This is a genomic window from Xanthocytophaga agilis (assembly GCF_030068605.1).
In the GTDB taxonomy this organism is placed as follows: domain Bacteria; phylum Bacteroidota; class Bacteroidia; order Cytophagales; family 172606-1; genus Xanthocytophaga; species Xanthocytophaga agilis.
On sequence record NZ_JASJOU010000004.1, the window covers coordinates 378,634 to 395,336 of the forward strand.

Annotated in this window: 10 protein-coding genes; 8 read left to right on the plus strand and 2 right to left on the minus strand. The window is 43.5% G+C overall.

The window, feature by feature from the left end; all coding sequences use genetic code 11:
* Positions 1-58: 58 nt before the first annotated feature.
* On the minus strand, positions 59-1,096 hold the full coding sequence (locus QNI22_RS14790) for an aldo/keto reductase (RefSeq protein WP_314511690.1): 1,038 nt from the start codon (positions 1,094-1,096) through the stop codon (positions 59-61).
* A gap of 64 nt (positions 1,097-1,160) precedes the next feature.
* Positions 1,161-1,883 carry a 3-ketoacyl-ACP reductase gene (locus QNI22_RS14795; RefSeq protein ID WP_314511691.1) on the minus strand — a complete coding sequence of 241 codons (723 nt, stop codon included), beginning with the start codon at positions 1,881-1,883 and terminating at the stop codon, positions 1,161-1,163.
* A gap of 377 nt (positions 1,884-2,260) precedes the next feature.
* Between QNI22_RS14795 and QNI22_RS14800 the strand changes: the two genes are divergently transcribed.
* The 8 genes from QNI22_RS14800 to QNI22_RS14835 all read left to right on the plus strand — a co-directional run bounded on the left by QNI22_RS14800 (position 2,261) and on the right by QNI22_RS14835 (position 16,472).
* Positions 2,261-3,901 (plus strand): carboxylesterase/lipase family protein, encoded by a 1,641-nt coding sequence (locus QNI22_RS14800; RefSeq protein ID WP_314511693.1) that lies wholly within the window; start codon positions 2,261-2,263, stop codon positions 3,899-3,901.
* A 93-nt stretch (positions 3,902-3,994) separates the two neighbouring features.
* Positions 3,995-5,635: an alpha-L-rhamnosidase-related protein gene (locus QNI22_RS14805; RefSeq protein WP_314511695.1), complete on the plus strand. Its 1,641-nt coding sequence runs from the start codon at positions 3,995-3,997 to the stop codon at positions 5,633-5,635.
* Positions 5,636-6,067: 432 nt separating this feature from the next.
* Positions 6,068-7,459, plus strand: a complete 1,392-nt coding sequence (locus QNI22_RS14810; protein WP_314511697.1) for a glycoside hydrolase family 88/105 protein — start codon at positions 6,068-6,070, stop codon at positions 7,457-7,459.
* 44 nt (positions 7,460-7,503) lie between these two features.
* The gene (locus QNI22_RS14815) at positions 7,504-8,859 is read left to right on the plus strand and encodes a rhamnogalacturonan acetylesterase (RefSeq protein WP_314511698.1); all 1,356 of its coding nucleotides are present in this window, start codon (positions 7,504-7,506) and stop codon (positions 8,857-8,859) included.
* 42 nt (positions 8,860-8,901) lie between these two features.
* The gene (locus QNI22_RS14820) at positions 8,902-10,035 is read left to right on the plus strand and encodes a glycoside hydrolase family 88/105 protein (RefSeq protein ID WP_314511700.1); all 1,134 of its coding nucleotides are present in this window, start codon (positions 8,902-8,904) and stop codon (positions 10,033-10,035) included.
* 45 nt (positions 10,036-10,080) lie between these two features.
* A complete protein-coding gene (locus QNI22_RS14825; RefSeq protein WP_314511702.1) occupies positions 10,081-12,954 on the plus strand; it encodes a glycosyl hydrolase in 2,874 nt (957 codons plus the stop codon).
* 133 nt (positions 12,955-13,087) lie between these two features.
* Positions 13,088-14,155 (plus strand): glycoside hydrolase family protein, encoded by a 1,068-nt coding sequence (locus QNI22_RS14830; RefSeq protein ID WP_314511703.1) that lies wholly within the window; start codon positions 13,088-13,090, stop codon positions 14,153-14,155.
* An 88-nt stretch (positions 14,156-14,243) separates the two neighbouring features.
* Positions 14,244-16,472 carry a rhamnogalacturonan lyase family protein gene (locus QNI22_RS14835; RefSeq protein ID WP_314511705.1) on the plus strand — a complete coding sequence of 743 codons (2,229 nt, stop codon included), beginning with the start codon at positions 14,244-14,246 and terminating at the stop codon, positions 16,470-16,472.
* Positions 16,473-16,703: the final 231 nt, after the last annotated feature.

Genomic DNA, 16,703 nt, shown 5'->3' on the forward strand with positions numbered 1-16,703 from the left:
GGAAATAGAAAAGCCCTGATGATTTGTGTTGTCAGGGCTTTTGATTGCAATCGGTGATTTATTTTTTATAAAAATCAGGTACAGGTTTGAGATACGGGAAATCACGCTGATGCCAGTAAGGATAAATCGGATCTCTGTCACTGGCAGCATCCAGCTTCTTCACTTGTTCAGTAGTCAGATTCCAGCCTACTGCACCAAAGTTCTGTTTGAGTTGTTCTTCATTTCTGGCTCCAATGATGATGTTGCTGATTGTTGGACGTTGCAACAACCAGTTCAGCGCTACCTGGGCTACAGTCTTCCCGGTTTCTTGAGCTACCTCATCCAGGGCATCCACAATTTTATACAATAGTTCTTCAGACGGAAGTGGACCCTGGTCACCACCCTGTGCTACTCGGCTATCGGCTGGTAGTGGATTGTTGCGGCGGTATTTACCACCTAACCGACCAAATGACAACGGGCTCCATACAATAGTCCCTACATTTTGATCCAAGCCCAATGGCAGGAGCTCCCATTCAAACTCACGGCTTAACAGCGAATAATGCGCCTGATGGGCTACATAGCGTGCCCATCCATAGCGTTCAGAAATAGAAAGAGCTTTCATCAGTTGCCATCCGGAAAAGTTGGAACAGGCAATATATCTGATCTTACCACTTTGCACCAGAGTATTGAGAGCACTCAACGATTCTTCTATAGGCGTTGTATTGTCAAAGCCATGCAGATGGTAAATATCTATGTAGTCAGTTTGTAACCGTTTCAGACTATCTTCACATGCTTTTATCAGATGATGTCTTGATGACCCACGATCATTGGGGTTATTGCTCATCTGAAAGGTAGCTTTTGTCGAGATTAACACCTGATTTCTACGTCCTTCAATAGCTTTGCCCAAAATTTCCTCCGCCATACCTGCAGAGTAAACATTAGCTGTATCAAACATTGTTAACCCAGCATCCAGGCAAAGGTCTACCATGCGGGATGCTTCGGCTACCTGTGTGCTGCCCCAGGCCTTAAAAAAATCATTGCCACCACCAAAGGTTGCTGTTCCCAAACTAAGGACTGGAACTTTTAATCCGGATGCTCCGAGTGATCTGTATTCCATAGAGTAGATTGTAGTAAAAAATTGATTGACAATGTATATCTGAAAATAATGATTACTGGCTTTGCTAAGGGTTGGTTGACCACAAACCTACATCTTTTACCAACGCCCGGCGATTAAGTTTTAAATGAGCTACCAGTAGTTCAGCAAAGTCTTCTGGTTGTAATACTTTTTCCGGATTGCCATCTGTCAGATTCAGGCTCATTGCCATGTTTGTTGCAATCGTACTGGGAGTCATAGTAAACACCCGGATATTGGATTTACGAACTTCCTGCATCAGAGACTCTGATAAGCCTATCAGGCCAAATTTGGAGGCACTATAGGCACTTGTCTGTGCTGCTCCCCGCTGACCAGCTGTAGAGGAGATATTTACTATGTCACCACTCTGACGTTGCTGCATTTCAGGAAGTACATTCCGGATGGCATAATAAGCTCCCAATAAGTTTACTTTAATTATATTTTCCCATTGATCCACATCCAGATCCATAAACTTGCCAAATTTACCTACTCCTGCATTGTTAATCAGAATGTCAATAGAACCAACTTCTTCTTTTAATCTGGTAATGGCTGCACTGATAGCTGCATAATCTGATACATCAGCAGTGGTAGTGGCAATCTTGATAGAACTATCTACATGTGCAGCTTTTAACGCTACTTCCTGCAAATCAGATTCTGTACGAGCCAGCAAAGCCAGATTGACACCTTCATGCGCAAGGGCTAATGCTACAGCTCTGCCCAGACCTTTGCCTGCTCCGGTAATTAATGCGGTTTTTCCTTTAAGAGATTCCATAAAATAAAAAAGTATGTGATTAAGGTTGATGGAATAAGTGTTTCAGAAGTATACCTGATTCTATTGTCTTTTACACAACCAGAGCCAGAATAATTCCCTTTTGGAAAGTTTCTTCTTCGTTGTGCTTACAAAATTCTGGTAATTTTGAATTTTTACTATATTTTCTGAAGAAAGATAGTGTCTTATTCATGGGTAATGTAAAGGGTACATAAAAATAGAATCATTAATAAATTCTATTTATACTGTAAGTAATCCAAAAATTTGGTGTTTTATCTCCTGTTTAGTATTATTGTCTCATTGTGTGACAATAATAGCCAATATATTCATAATTGGTTTCTGTACCTGTAATCCTTCCTATAACCCCTAACTAGTTTGTTATGAAAAGACCATTTACTCTGCTACTCTGTATATTTTTACAGAGCATGTATATGTATAGTGTAGCGCAAAAGCCTGCACCTTCACCAGATCCTATTACTTCAGGAGCTAAAATTGCTGTTGTACAAACAGAATATGGAAAAGTACGGGGATATATTCACAACGGTATATTTACGTACAAAGGAATTCCCTATGCACAGGCTGCCCGCTTTATGCCTCCTGTAAAACCTGCATCCTGGGAAGGTGTACGCAGTTCTATGACGTATGGTCCTGTTTGTCCACTGATAGATCCTACAACAGCAGTAAACGACGAAAGCGAATTCCTGTTTCATCACGACTGGGGATATACCAATGAAGATTGTCTGCGATTAAACATATGGTCGCAGGGTATCAATGATACCAAAAAACGCCCGGTTATGGTTTGGCTACATGGGGGAGGGTATTCGGCGGGTTCTTCTCAGGAACTACCTTCTTATGATGGAGAAAATCTTAGTAAGAAAGGGGATGTTGTAGTAGTGTCTGTAAACCATCGTCTGAATATCCTGGGATTTCTGGACTTGTCTGCCTATGGCGAAAAGTACAAATCTTCTGCCAATGTAGGCATGATGGATCTGGTAGCAGCACTACAATGGGTAAAAGGCAATATTGCTCGTTTTGGTGGAGATCCTGACAATGTTACCATATTTGGTCAATCAGGAGGCGGTGGAAAGGTGAGTACACTTATGAATGCTCCTTCTGCAAAAGGATTATTTCACAAAGCTATTATTCAGAGTGGTGGGGGTGGATTGAACTTTAAGGAAAAGTCTATTTCAGGACGCATTAGTGCGGCAGTTCTTGAGGAACTGGGATTAAAGTCTACACAGATTGACTCTATACAGAAAGTACCCTATGATAAGCTGGCCGCTGCTGGCAAAAAGGCATTGCGTAAAGTGCAGGAACAGCTAAAAGCAGAAGGCAAAGAAATTCCTGGCTTTGGTTTGGGGTGGGGGCCTACTCAGGATGGAACATTCTTGCCTTATCAGCCTACTGCACCTGAAGCAATAGCTCTCTCAAGTGATATTCCGCTGATGGTGGGATCTACCAAAAACGAATTTATGGCTTCATTAAGAGACCCTTCTTTACGAACAGCTTCACAGGATGAAATCAAAGCCCGTTTACAGAAGCAATATGGAGAAAAAACAGATGCCTACCTGTCTGCTGTAAAAAAAGCCTATCCAGCAGACACTCGTCCAACAGACTTGATTGATATAGATGATATGTTCAGACGAGGTGCTATCAAGCAGGCTGATTTGAAATCAACAGGTAAAGCTCCTGTGTATATGTATTTGTTTACCTGGCAATCGCCTGTGCAGGATGGAGAGTATAAGGCTGTACATTGTATGGAAATCGCTTTTGCCTTTAATAATATCAGCCGTTGTGAGGAAATGACCGGAGGAGGCAAAGAGGCTATAACTCTGGCACAAAAGGTAAGTCAGGCCTGGATCAACTTTGCTAAGACAGGCAATCCCAATCACAAGGGCCTACCTGTATGGCAAAAATACACACCAGCCAATGGAGCTACTATGATCTTTGATAATCAGTGTGTGGAAAAATACCATCATGACAAAGAGTTTCTGGAAATCACTCCAAGCCGGATGCTTTAAGGATACAAATTAACATGTACCCCCTTCCTTATCTTATATCACATGAGATAAGGAAGGGATTAGTGTATATGAACCTTCGATCTGATTCTCACGATGAAACAATATTTTTATTTCTTTGGCTTTATACTGAGTAGTTTTTGTGGGAATGCACAAATTGCTTTTCAGGCAGAACGGCAGAGTTGGTTGCAAAAGGCGGAACTGTACAAACCCAAACTTGTTGAATCTGAAAAGCATCCTCTTTACCTGGTTAATCTGGTTCAGGATGCAACTGCATTTCAGGGATGGAAAGCTGTTAAAAGTGCTCCGTTAGATACACTCTATCAAACTTCTATCAAGAAACGGTCAGGTGTTGTTGCCGACTTTGGTGAACACCTGACTGGATATGTAAGCTTTTCTCTGCAGGCAATCTGGGGGACGTCTGATGCTCCGGCTCGTCTCAAACTAACTTTTGGCGAAGTTCCAGCAGAATTAGCTACTCCCTTTGATCCATATCCTGGAGGCTTGAGTCGGGCATGGCTACAGGATGAAGTTATAACTGTAATGGAAGTTCCTGCTACCATTACTATTCCCAGAAGAATGGCATTTCGTTATGTGAAAATAGAGTTGTTGGGAGCCTCCAATTATTTTGACTTTCGTATCAGCGATTTGGTTTGTAAAGCTACAACATCTGTTCCTGCAATGCCTTCCGCTCTGGCTTCTGGTACTTCTGAACAGATTGCGGCTATTGATAAAGTAGGGTTGCTTACGTTAAAGGAATGTATGCAAACAGTATATGAAGATGGTCCTAAACGAGATCGGCGGTTATGGATTGGTGATTTGTATCTGGAGTCACTAGCCAATGAATACTCTTTTCGGAACTTTGACCTGACCAAACGTTGCCTGTATCTGCTGGCTGGTCTGGCTCAGAATGATGGGTATCTGCATTCCAACGTTTTTGAAACACCTGAGCCCCATCCACAAGCTGGCGCTCCTTTTCTGTTTGATTACTCACTGCTTTATAATGTGACACTCAAAGAATACCTGAGGGCTACTAATGATAGGGAAACGGCCTTTGATTTGTGGCCGATAGCAAAGAAACAGATGGAGAACCCTAAAAAATACATGGATCCGTATGGTGTATTTGATGCTGCAACTGCTGCAAAAAACAGATGGTGGTTATTTGTGGACTGGAAAAATGATCTGGACAGAACTGCTGCCATTCAGGGTATTATCATTTATTCTATGAAGAATACCTATGAACTGGCAAAACAACTAGGTAAAGAGTCTGAAGTAGCTGAACTACCCGAAATGATCAAAAAAATGACAGATGGTGCCAGAAAACGAATGTATGATAAGAAGATGGGAGTATTTGTAAGCGGACCAAACAGACAGATATCTTATGCCTCACAAATCTGGATGATTCTGAGCGGGGTCGCTACAAAATCCGAAGCTCGGAATGCCTTGAAGAAATTACAGACCGAGAAAGATGTAGTTCGACCTGGAGGCCCTTACCTGTATCACTACTATATAGAAGCCTTGATTCAAAGTGGCCTGTCAGATATGGCTAAACAAGCCTTGCTTACCTACTGGGGTGGTATGATCCGGAAAGGCGCTGATACATTCTGGGAAGTCTATGACCCTTCTGATGACAAAATCTCCCCTTATGGCTTTTATCCTATAAATAGCTACTGCCATGCCTGGAGTTGCACACCTGTCTATTTTATCCGAAAATATGCAGATATATTTCAGAAGTAGATAGCAAAAATACCAACGTGCTATTTATATATTGTACAGAATTCACGTCAAAACGAAAAACGCATACAATTATGCTTATGAAGTTTCACAAGACTGGCACAAACATTTCACAATAAGTATGTTATAAAGAGAGTTTTGGTTACTTCAATCGTAGATGGTGGTGTAGGTGCGTTGGCAATCTTTTCTCCGCGAGGTTGGCCTTTGGCCTTGCGGGTGGGAGGATCGGAGAAAAGTGTCTTTTTCTTTCCCTACTTTTCTTTTGGACAAGCAAAAGAAAAGTAGAAGTTTAGGAAGAGTGATGTTTAGAAACAATAAACAATATTAGCATTCAAAAAATATTCCACATTTTTGTAAATACTCTCAATTCTCTTGGTAAATAATCCATAATGCAGTCTAATAAAGAGTAGAAAGAATGTTAGACCTCTACTCCGAATGAAAAGTCTGAACCCTACTCACCCGATGCTTCGGGTATTAAAAAATGGATTTGTGCTCTCAGTTTTTCTGGGAACTGTTTATACCACCTCCGCACAGAATAATCCACCCAAAGGAAACGATTCCAACACGCCTTTGCATCTGTTAAAACCAGATTATCCGGTTCCCTATGGCTCACCTACCATTGAAAGCATCACAACTGTATTGAATAGAGTGCATGGATACCTGGAAGGATCAACCCCAATCCAACTGGTTACGAAAAATACCAATGAGGTAGTTACAGAGTATAAAAAAATCAATACAGAAACTATATTAAAACCAGGTGATTTCAGGCTGCTTAGTTATGAATGGGGTGTCACCTATGCGGGTATGTTACTGGCTACAGAAGCTACTGGTGACTCAAGATACGCCGACTATACCAATAAACGCCTGAAATTCATTGCTGACATAACCCCACATTTTCGTGAGTTAGCTAAAAAGAATCCACAAGCCCAAAGTCCATTGCGGTCTGTACTGACCCCTCATGCACTGGATGATGCAGGCGCTATGTGTGCCTCTCTGATCAAGTCTGTAAGAGCAGGCAATAAAGCAGAACTGCGCCCATTGATAGACAATTACATAGATTATATCACTACCAAAGAACTTCGTTTAGCAGATGGAACACTAGCCCGAAACAGACCTCAGATGCATACACTCTGGCTGGACGATCTGTTTATGAGTGTTCCCGCTCTGGCGCAAATGGGTAAGCTGACTGGTGACAAAAAATATTACGATGATGCAGTAAAGCAGGTATTGCAGTTTTCTCAGCGAATGTTCAATAAGGAAAAGGGATTATACATGCATGGTTGGGTAGAAGGCATGACTGTACATCCTGAATTTCACTGGGCTCGTGCCAATGGCTGGGCTATTATGACCAAAGTAGAGCTACTGGATGTATTACCGGAAGATCATCCGGGGCGAGGCCCTATTTTAGAATTGCTGAAGGCACATGCCAAAGGTCTGGCGGCCTATCAGTCGGGAGTGGGCTTCTGGCACCAGTTGCTGGACCGGGAAGATTCTTATCTGGAAACTTCTGCAACTGCTATCTATGCCTATTCGATTGCCAGAGCTATAAACAGGGGATGGCTGGATTCTCTGGCCTATGCACCTATGGCCTTGCTTGCCTGGAATGCAGTCTCTACAAAGGTAAATGAGAAAGGTCAGGTGGAAGGAACCTGTGTGGGAACCGGAATGGGGTTTGATCCTGCTTTCTACTACTATCGTCCCATCAATGTATATGCAGCGCATGGATATGGACCTGTTTTATTGGCAGGTGCAGAGATTATTCATTTGTTGAAGAAGAATACATTTGAAATTAATGATAGCTCGGTGCAGTTAAAAGCTGCCAGATGAGCCATCATAACATTTTGAGTGTGTCCATACAACAAATTACTTTTATGAAAATACAAAGAGACTCTTTGTGGGTAGGGCTATTTCTGTGCATAAGTGTAGCGGCTAACGCACAGAATGTCGCTGGGTCTGGTAAAGATTCATATCATGTACGGTTTGATTTTGGTTCGGGTAAAGTTGAAAAAGGATTCTTGCCGGTTACTCCGGTTACACTTTACTCGAAAGTATTGGGGTATGGATTTTTGCCAGAGGCCAGTGTACAGGCAGTAAGCAGAGGGGGAAAAGATGCTTTGAAGAGTGATTTTTGTACTAGCGACAACCCTTTTTTCTTTACAGTAGATGTACCTGAAGGAAATTATGATGTACAGGTTACATTGGGTGATAGCGAGGGTGAGTCTCTCACTACTGTCAAAGCCGAATGCCGTCGATTGATGATAGAGAAGGTACAGACACAAGCAGGTCATTTTGTTACACAAACGTTTACTGTAAATGTACGAAATAGACGAATTGCAGATACTTCCGAGGTAAAGCTTAAACCCAGAGAATTAAGTTATCTGCACTGGGATAATCAGTTAACACTGGAGTTTGGGAATACACTGCCTAAAGTTTGTGCTCTGGAAATTACCCACAACAAAGAGGCAGCAACAGTTTTCCTGGCAGGCAATTCGACAGTAGTTGACCAGGATAGGGAGCCCTGGGCTGCCTGGGGACAAATGATTCCTGCCTTTTTTAAATCAGGCAGAATAGCTATTGCTAATCATGCCGAATCAGGAGAGTCTGCCAGTAGTTTTATTAAGGAACGTCGATTGGAAAAAATACTAAGCCTTATGAAGGCGGGCGATTATCTGTTTATTGAGTTTGCCCATAACGATCAAAAACAAACCGGCCCCAACATCGGTCCTTTTACCAGCTATAAAAAAGACCTGAAATACTTTATTTCAGAAACACGAAAACGAGGGGGAAGCCCTGTTCTGGTGACTTCCATGCATCGCCGCAATTTTGATTCTACAGGGCATATTGTCAATACACTGGGAAACTATCCGGAGGCTATGCGACAGGTTGCACGTGAAGAAAATGTGCCTCTGATAGATCTGAATGCTATGAGTAAAACCTTGTATGAAGCCTGGGGACCTGAAAAATCGCTGAAGGCATTTGTTCATTACCCGGCTGGTTCTTTTCCGGGACAGGAAAAAGAGTTAAAAGACAATACGCATTTTAGTACATATGGAGCCTACGAAATAGCAAAGTGTATCGTGGTAGGAATAAAGGCTGCCAAACTGCCAATAGCTCAGTATTTGAAAGAAAACATCCCTGCATTTGATCCGGCAAAACCAGATGCGGTTGAAACATGGAGTTTACCGCTAAGCCCTCTGGTGCAGGTTATCAAGCCTGATGGCAATTGAGTATCATTACATGACTTACAATCTATTAATCTATATCTCTTTATGAATACGAGAGTTCAAATTGTTATTTTTTTATTTCTGGCTGTTAGTATACATTCTTTTGGACAGGATCTGCCTAAAAAGAAAAAGATACTCAAATCCATGACAGTGGCCAATGCCTACTTCATGAAAAAATGGCCGGATACGGGTAAACCTATTGTAAGTCCGGATCGTACCCGCCCAAGCAATATATGGACACGAGGGGTATATTATGAAGGACTAATGGCTTTGTATCAGATTGCACCTAAAAAAGACTATTACAACTATGCTGTTTCCTGGGGTGAAAGTCACAAATGGGGATTACGGGATGGTATCAAAACCCGAAATGCAGATAACCAGTGCTGTGGCCAGACGTACATTGATTTATATCTGATTGATAAAAAGGAAGAACGTATACGGGATATTAAGGCTTCAATAGATAGTCTGGTAAGTAGTAGTAAGTTTGACGACTGGACCTGGGTTGATGCCTTGCAGATGGCTATGCCGGTAATGGCAAAGCTCGGTGTGATCTATAATGATACCCGCTATTATGAAAAAATGTACCAGATGTATGACCATTCCAAAAATATACAGGGTGACAAAGGGCTATACAATCCTGCTGATGGTTTGTGGTGGCGGGACAAGGATTTTGATCCTCCGTATACAGAACCTAACGGACAGGATTGTTACTGGTCACGAGGTAATGGCTGGGCAGTGGCAGCTTTGGTACGGGTATTGGATGTCATGCCTGCCAATGCTCCTCATCGGGAAGAATACCAGAAAACGTATCTGGAAATGATGAAAGCATTGGTGCCTATTCAGCGAAAGGATGGATTCTGGAATGTGAGTCTGCATGATTCTACCAACTATGGAGGCAAAGAACTGACAGGAACAGCTTTGTTTACGTATGGAATGGCATGGGGCCTTCGCAAAGGATTGCTGGATGAGAAAACCTACAAACCTATTATTACAAAAGCCTGGAATGCGCTGGCAACAGATTGTGTGCACGACAATGGCTTTCTGGGCTATGTACAGGGTACAGGCAAAGAACCCAAAGACGGACAGCCACTGAGTTATGAAAAAGAACCCAACTTTGAAGATTTTGGCTTAGGGTGTTTTCTTCTGGCAGGAAGTGAAGTATATAAGTTAAGCAAATAGCACGTTTATTAACGTATGATACCTCAAACCATACAATCAACTCGTATGAATTTTTTAGCATATCGATACTATTTGCCCGACAAACTGTTGAGAGTAGTTGCACTTGCATTCCTTATTTCTACAAATGTAAGTGCCCAACTTGCCTGGCCTGCTGCTACCTATGAACAAAAACCCTGGTCCCGGTGGTGGTGGATGGGAAGTGCAGTCAATAAGAAGGACTTGACTGCATTGATGGAGCAGTATCAGAAGGCAGGATTAGGAGGATTAGAGATAACACCTATCTATGGGGTAAAAGGATACGAAGATCAGTTTATTGAGTTTCTATCGCCCAAATGGATGGAAATGCTCGAACATACATTGCAGGAGGCCAAAAGACTGAATATGGGTATTGATATGGCGCAGGCATCCGGATGGCCGTTTGGCGGTCCGTGGGTAACAGACGAAGACGCCTGTAAATACATTGTCTGCCAGACCTATACAGTAAAAGGGGGCGAAAGTTTAAAAGATCCTGTCCAGTTTACACAGAAGCCTATTGTGAGAGCCGTAGGACATACTGTAAAGATGACAGAGCTGGTAGAACCGGTTTATAAAAATAAAAATTTACAGGCACTGGCATTGGATCAGGTTCGATTTGAAAAACCGTTGCCTTTGCAGGCCCTGATGGCATATTCCGATAAGGGAGACGCACTGAACCTGACAGATAAAGTTGGGGCTAATGGCCAGCTAAACTGGAAAGCTCCTGCTGGTAACTGGACTTTGTATGCCCTTTTTCAGGGATGGCATGGAAAGATGGTAGAACGCGCCGGACCTGGAGGAGAGGGCAATGTGATTGATCATTTCTCAGGAACTGCTACCAAAAACTATCTTCAGCAATTTGACAAAGCATTTCAGTCTCATAATCTGACAGGATTGCGGGCTTTTTTCAATGATTCCTATGAGGTAGATGATGCGCAGGGTGAAGCCAACTGGACACCTTTGTTTTTGCAGGAATTTCAGAACCGCAGAGGCTATGACCTGCGCCAATACCTGCCAGCCTTGTTTGGAAAAGATTCGGAAGAGCAAAACCAACGGGTACGAAGCGACTACCGGGAGACATTAGGAGAGTTATTGCTGGAAAAATATAGTATGGAATGGCATACATGGGCAAAAGATCACGGACGTATCAACCGAAATCAGGCACATGGATCACCTGCCAATATTCTGGATTTGTATGCTGTCAGTGATATTCCTGAGATTGAAGGCGTTGACATACTACGTATCAAATTCGCTTCGTCAGCAGCCCATGTGATGGGTAAAAAGCTGACTTCATCGGAATCTGCTACCTGGTTGAATGAACACTTCCTGTCCTCTCTGGGGGATGTAAAGCAGGCACTGGATCTCTTTATGCTGGGTGGGGTAAACCATATCTTTTACCATGGTACTAACTATTCGCCTGCAAATGAGTCATGGCCCGGATGGTTATTTTATGCTGCAGTTCATTTTCATCCTTCCAATCCGTTCTGGAAAGATTTTAGTACACTGAACACCTATGTTACCAGATGTCAGTCTTTCTTACAGGATGGAAAATCAGACAACGATGTGCTGGTCTATTTTCCAATCTATGATATGTATGCAGAGGCTGGCAAACGAACGGTACAACATTTCGATGGATTAGGGGCAGAGTTTAACGGTACTACCCTGAAAGCCGATGCGCAACTGATGGTGGACAGAGGATATAGTTACGACTTTATTTCAGATCGCCAGATTGCTAATCTGTCTTCGTCTGCTAATCTGTTACAGACAGGAAATGTCGCCTATCAGACATTGCTGATTCCGGAAGCGCAACTTATGCCTATAGCCACTCTGGAAAAACTAATCGAACTGGCGCGGAATGGAGCAACAATTGCTATTCATAACAAACTGCCAGTGGATGTTCCAGGATTAGGCAATCTTTCTCAACGGCAAAAAGCATTGAAAGATCTTCTACAACAGATATCGTTTAAAACTACAGAATCTACCGGGTTACAGATTGCAAAAGTGGGTAAGGGAATGATTCTGCTAGGTGATCATCTGGATCAGCTACTTACGGCTGCACATGTTCGCAGAGAAACAATTACAGATGCCGGTTTGCAGTATATCCGCCGGAAAATAGGAGATCGTACGGTTTATTTTGTTGTTAACCGGACACGGAAGCCATTTGCTGGATGGACTACTCTCCAAAGTCCGGCGCAGTCTGCAGGGATATACAATCCAATGACAGGAAAGCTGGGACTAGCAACGCTTCGCAAAACTACCCCAACCAGTATAGAGGTTTATTTGCAACTGGCACCCGGAGAGTCTTGCCTGCTGGAAGAGTATGCTAATGTGGTTTCCGGAAAATCCTATGACTATTACCAACCTGCCGGAAGTGCTAAACCTTTGGCTGGAGAATGGACAATTCATTTTGCAGAAGGTGGTCCTTCCTTACCAAAAGATATCAAAACAACCACCCTGAAATCATGGACTGAATTTCCAGCAGAAGGAGTGAAGGCATTCTCCGGAACAGCTACGTATTCTATTTCGTTTGCAAAGCCAGATGGAAAAGCAGATGGATACCTGCTATCACTGGATAGCGTGTACACACATGCCCGGATTGAGGTAAACGGACAGCCAGTGGGTACACTGCTTGGCCCTTCCTACGAGATTGTAATTCCAGCGACATTACTCAAGGCTCAGAACCAATTACAGATCTCTGTTACCAACCTGATGGCAAACCGCATTGCTGATAAGGATCAAAAAGGGGAACGGTGGCAGAAGTTTTACAATATCAATGTCTCTGCCCGCAGGAAAGAGAATGTCGGCACAGATGGTGTATTTACAGCTGCACACTGGCAACCTCAGAAGTCAGGTATTGTGGGACAGGTATCTCTGACACCTGTACAATTAACCATTCCTAAATAACCTGGTGTTGATTGATTGTGGCAGAAGCATTGGTACAACTGAAGAAAAATCTATTGAAGAAATATATGCTACCTGTTGCAAGGAATGCCGGAGTGTGATATAGAAGAGTATTTTCATTGATCAGAGATACCTCATGACACGCAGGGACTTTATTGCTAGTGCTGCCTTATTTCCATGGTTGGGATATGGACTTTCCTCCATACCGGAAGCAGAGACAGGCGATCCTTCAGTATCGGAGTTCAGTAAACGACTCAGGCCCGTAGGGCGTATACTGGAAATGGAGAACTGGTATGTCTGGTGCAACAGTCCTATTGAAGGGCCAGATGGGAAAATTCATGTATTCTTTTCACGTTGGAACGCCTCTAAAAAGATGAGTGGCTGGATCAATGGTTCTGAAATTGCTCATGCAGTGGCTAACTCACCGGAAGATCCATTTCAGTATGTAGAGACTGTGCTGGCACCACGTCCCGGCTACTGGGATGCAACAACCTGCCACAATCCTCATATTCAATATATAGATGAAAAATATTGCCTGTTCTATATGGGTAATTCCAATGGGAAAACAGATACCAAGCGAATTGGATTAGCCATTGCAGATTCTTTGTCTGGCCCCTGGAAACGACCGGATCATCCCTTGCTGGAACCTGGCTCCGCTGGAGCATGGGATGATCATTGTACTACCAATCCTGCCTTTGTCCGGCATCCGAATGGACAGTACTGGTTGTACTACAAGTCATGGAATACACAGGAGTATGAAGCTGCCAAAGGACAGCCTATCCGGGGCAATCGCAAGTATGGGCTGGCGATTGCTGACAAACTGGAAGGACCATACCGTAAATACGAGGCAAATCCGGTGATCGATTTCTCTGGTAAAGGCAATAACCGCCAGTTTGAAGACGCATTTGTATGGCGTGAAAAAGGGCGGTTTCAGCTATTGGCACGGGATATGGGTGTATTTAATCAGGAGGTAGGTCTGTTTCTGGATTCAAAGGATGGTTTGCAGTGGAACGAACCTCTGATTGCCTGGTGGGAAGCCGAGCATTATATTCAACAACCACCTGCACCGGCACATTTAAAAAGATATGGACGATTTGAACGTCCTCAGGTATTGTTCCATAAAGGAAAGCCTGCCTATTTATTTACGGCCTCACAGGGTGGCCGGTATATGACTTCCACCGGATTTCTGTTCCGGATTGTATAGACTATTTTTTGCCTCTATAGTATATAAAGTTCACATGGTTCGTTTTCAGTTTATTTTTTGATCTCATCACTTTTTAACGTAATCCTGTATGAAAATAAATTACTTTTCTTTGCTGTATCGTCGTGTACAGTTGATTGTTTTGTTTCTGGGGATACTCTCTGTATCAGACATTCAGGCACAGATCTCTGACCACCACTATGGAAACAAGCGTATAAAGGCGGAGGATCTGGATCGTGGCGTAGTGGCCGTGCGATATGATACCAGCAAAGTGTTTATTAGCTGGAGACTGCTTACTTCAGACCCAGAGCAGTCGGGTTTTGATGTATATCGTATCACAGATCACTGGCGTGTTGCAAAGCTGAATCGAAAGTTATTGAAAACAGTAACGTATTGGATTGATAGCACAGCAGATCTGACACGGGACAATACCTACTATATACAACCTGCCTATTATGGATGGTACTTTCCGATAGGGTATGGGGTAAAAGATGGCAATGCATTTACTCTGGAAGCCAATACATCAATCCGGCAATATCTGTCTGTTCCTTTGGCAGTTCCTTCGGGAGGTACAACTCCGGATAATGTAGCTTATACCTATAATGCCAATGATGCCTCTGTGGGCGATCTGGATGGAGATGGAGAATACGAAATCATTCTGAAATGGGACCCCTCCAATGCTAAAGATAATTCCCAGAGTGGCTTTACCGGAAACGTGTACCTGGATGCCTACAAACTTGATGGAAGGCAGCTCTGGCGCATCGATCTGGGGCGTAATATCCGGGCTGGTGCACACTATACGCAGTTTATGGTATATGACCTGGATGGTGACGGGCGAGCCGAAATAGCCTGTAAAACGGCTGATGGGACCATTGATGGACGTGGAAAAGCGATAGGCGATACCACCAAAGACTGGCGCAACCCATATGGGTATATTTTATCAGGCCCGGAATACCTGACTGTGTTTGATGGACGAACAGGTGCAGCTTTGTCTACAGTTCAATACGTACCTCAACGCCATCCGGTAGCGGGTGACAATCCTACTCCGGATGAAATGCGGGCTGTATGGGGTGATAACTATGGCAACCGAATTGACCGTTTTCTGGCTTGTGTAGCCTATCTGGATGGAAAACGTCCCAGCCTGGTAATGTGCAGAGGATACTATACCCGTACTGTACTGGTTGCCTGGGATTTTAAGAATAAAAAGCTTACGCAGCGCTGGTTATTTGATAGTGATGATAGTACAGGAACCTATCTCAGCTATAGGGGGCAGGGCAATCATAATCTGACAGTGGGAGATATTGATGAAGATGGCAAAGATGAGATTGTGTATGGCTCCTGTGCCATTGATGACAATGGAAAAGGTATGTATACAACAGGACGAGGTCATGGGGATGCTTTGCATATGTCAGACATGGACCCTTCCCGACCAGGGCTGGAAGTATTTTCTCCGCATGAGTCGCCCAGTTCCTATGGCAATTATCCACTGGATTTCAGAGAGGCACGTACTGGCACCCTGATATGGGGTGGACCTGGTCCTAATCAGGGTGATGTGGGGCGAGGCATTGCTATTGATATAGATCCCCGTTATCTGGGGTATGAAGCCTGGGCAACACGGGGTGGGTTGTATTCGGCAAAAGGTGTTCAGATTTCAGCAACTCGTCCTTCTCAGATAAATTTCGCTGCCTGGTGGGATGGTGATCTGCTTCGGGAATTGCTGGATGGAACCTCCATCAGCAAATGGAATTATGTAGCGGGCACAAGCAATCTGTTACTGAATGCATTTAGTGTTGGAGCAGCCTCTAACAATGGTACCAAAGCTACTCCCTGTTTAAGTGCTGATTTGTTTGGAGACTGGCGTGAGGAAATAATCTGGCGTAATGCCAACAACCAGGAGTTGTTGATATTTACCACAACCATACCTACCCCATACCGGATGCCTACACTGATGCAGGATCGTCAGTATCGGTTGAGCATTGCCTGGCAGAACGTAGCCTATAATCAGCCTCCACACCCCGGATTTTACCTGGGAACAGATAGCACAGGCTCTGTTTCTTCGGCACGCATAAGCCCTGACCTGACTCCCGCAGAGGATTGGGCAGAGGTATCTGTTGGGCCTAATCCTTCTGTGGATGGATTTGAAATTCAGGTTGGCAAAGGAGTATTTCACTACCAGATCTACGAATCATCCGGCAGATTGGTGGATAGCGGAACAGGAAAAGACCACCTGACAGTGGGTAAAAAGCTTACTGCAGGTGCGTATATTATCAAAATATCTTCTGGGGATCATTCTAAAGTAGTGAAAGTTGTAAAGCAATAGCTTGATGAGAATCCCAGCTTGGAAAGGAAGGAACATTCCTCTACTGTTCTCCTGAAAAAATTACTCTTACCTTTTTGTCCTTCTAGAAGAATCTTGTGACAAATAGAGACATTGTTGGTTTATGAGAGAAAGAATACACTCCAAATCCAAATACCGCCGGTCTTGTCACAAGATTCTTTTAGAAGGACAGTGAGGAGAGAGCCTGCCAGGACAAAAGAGGGTAGGAAGATA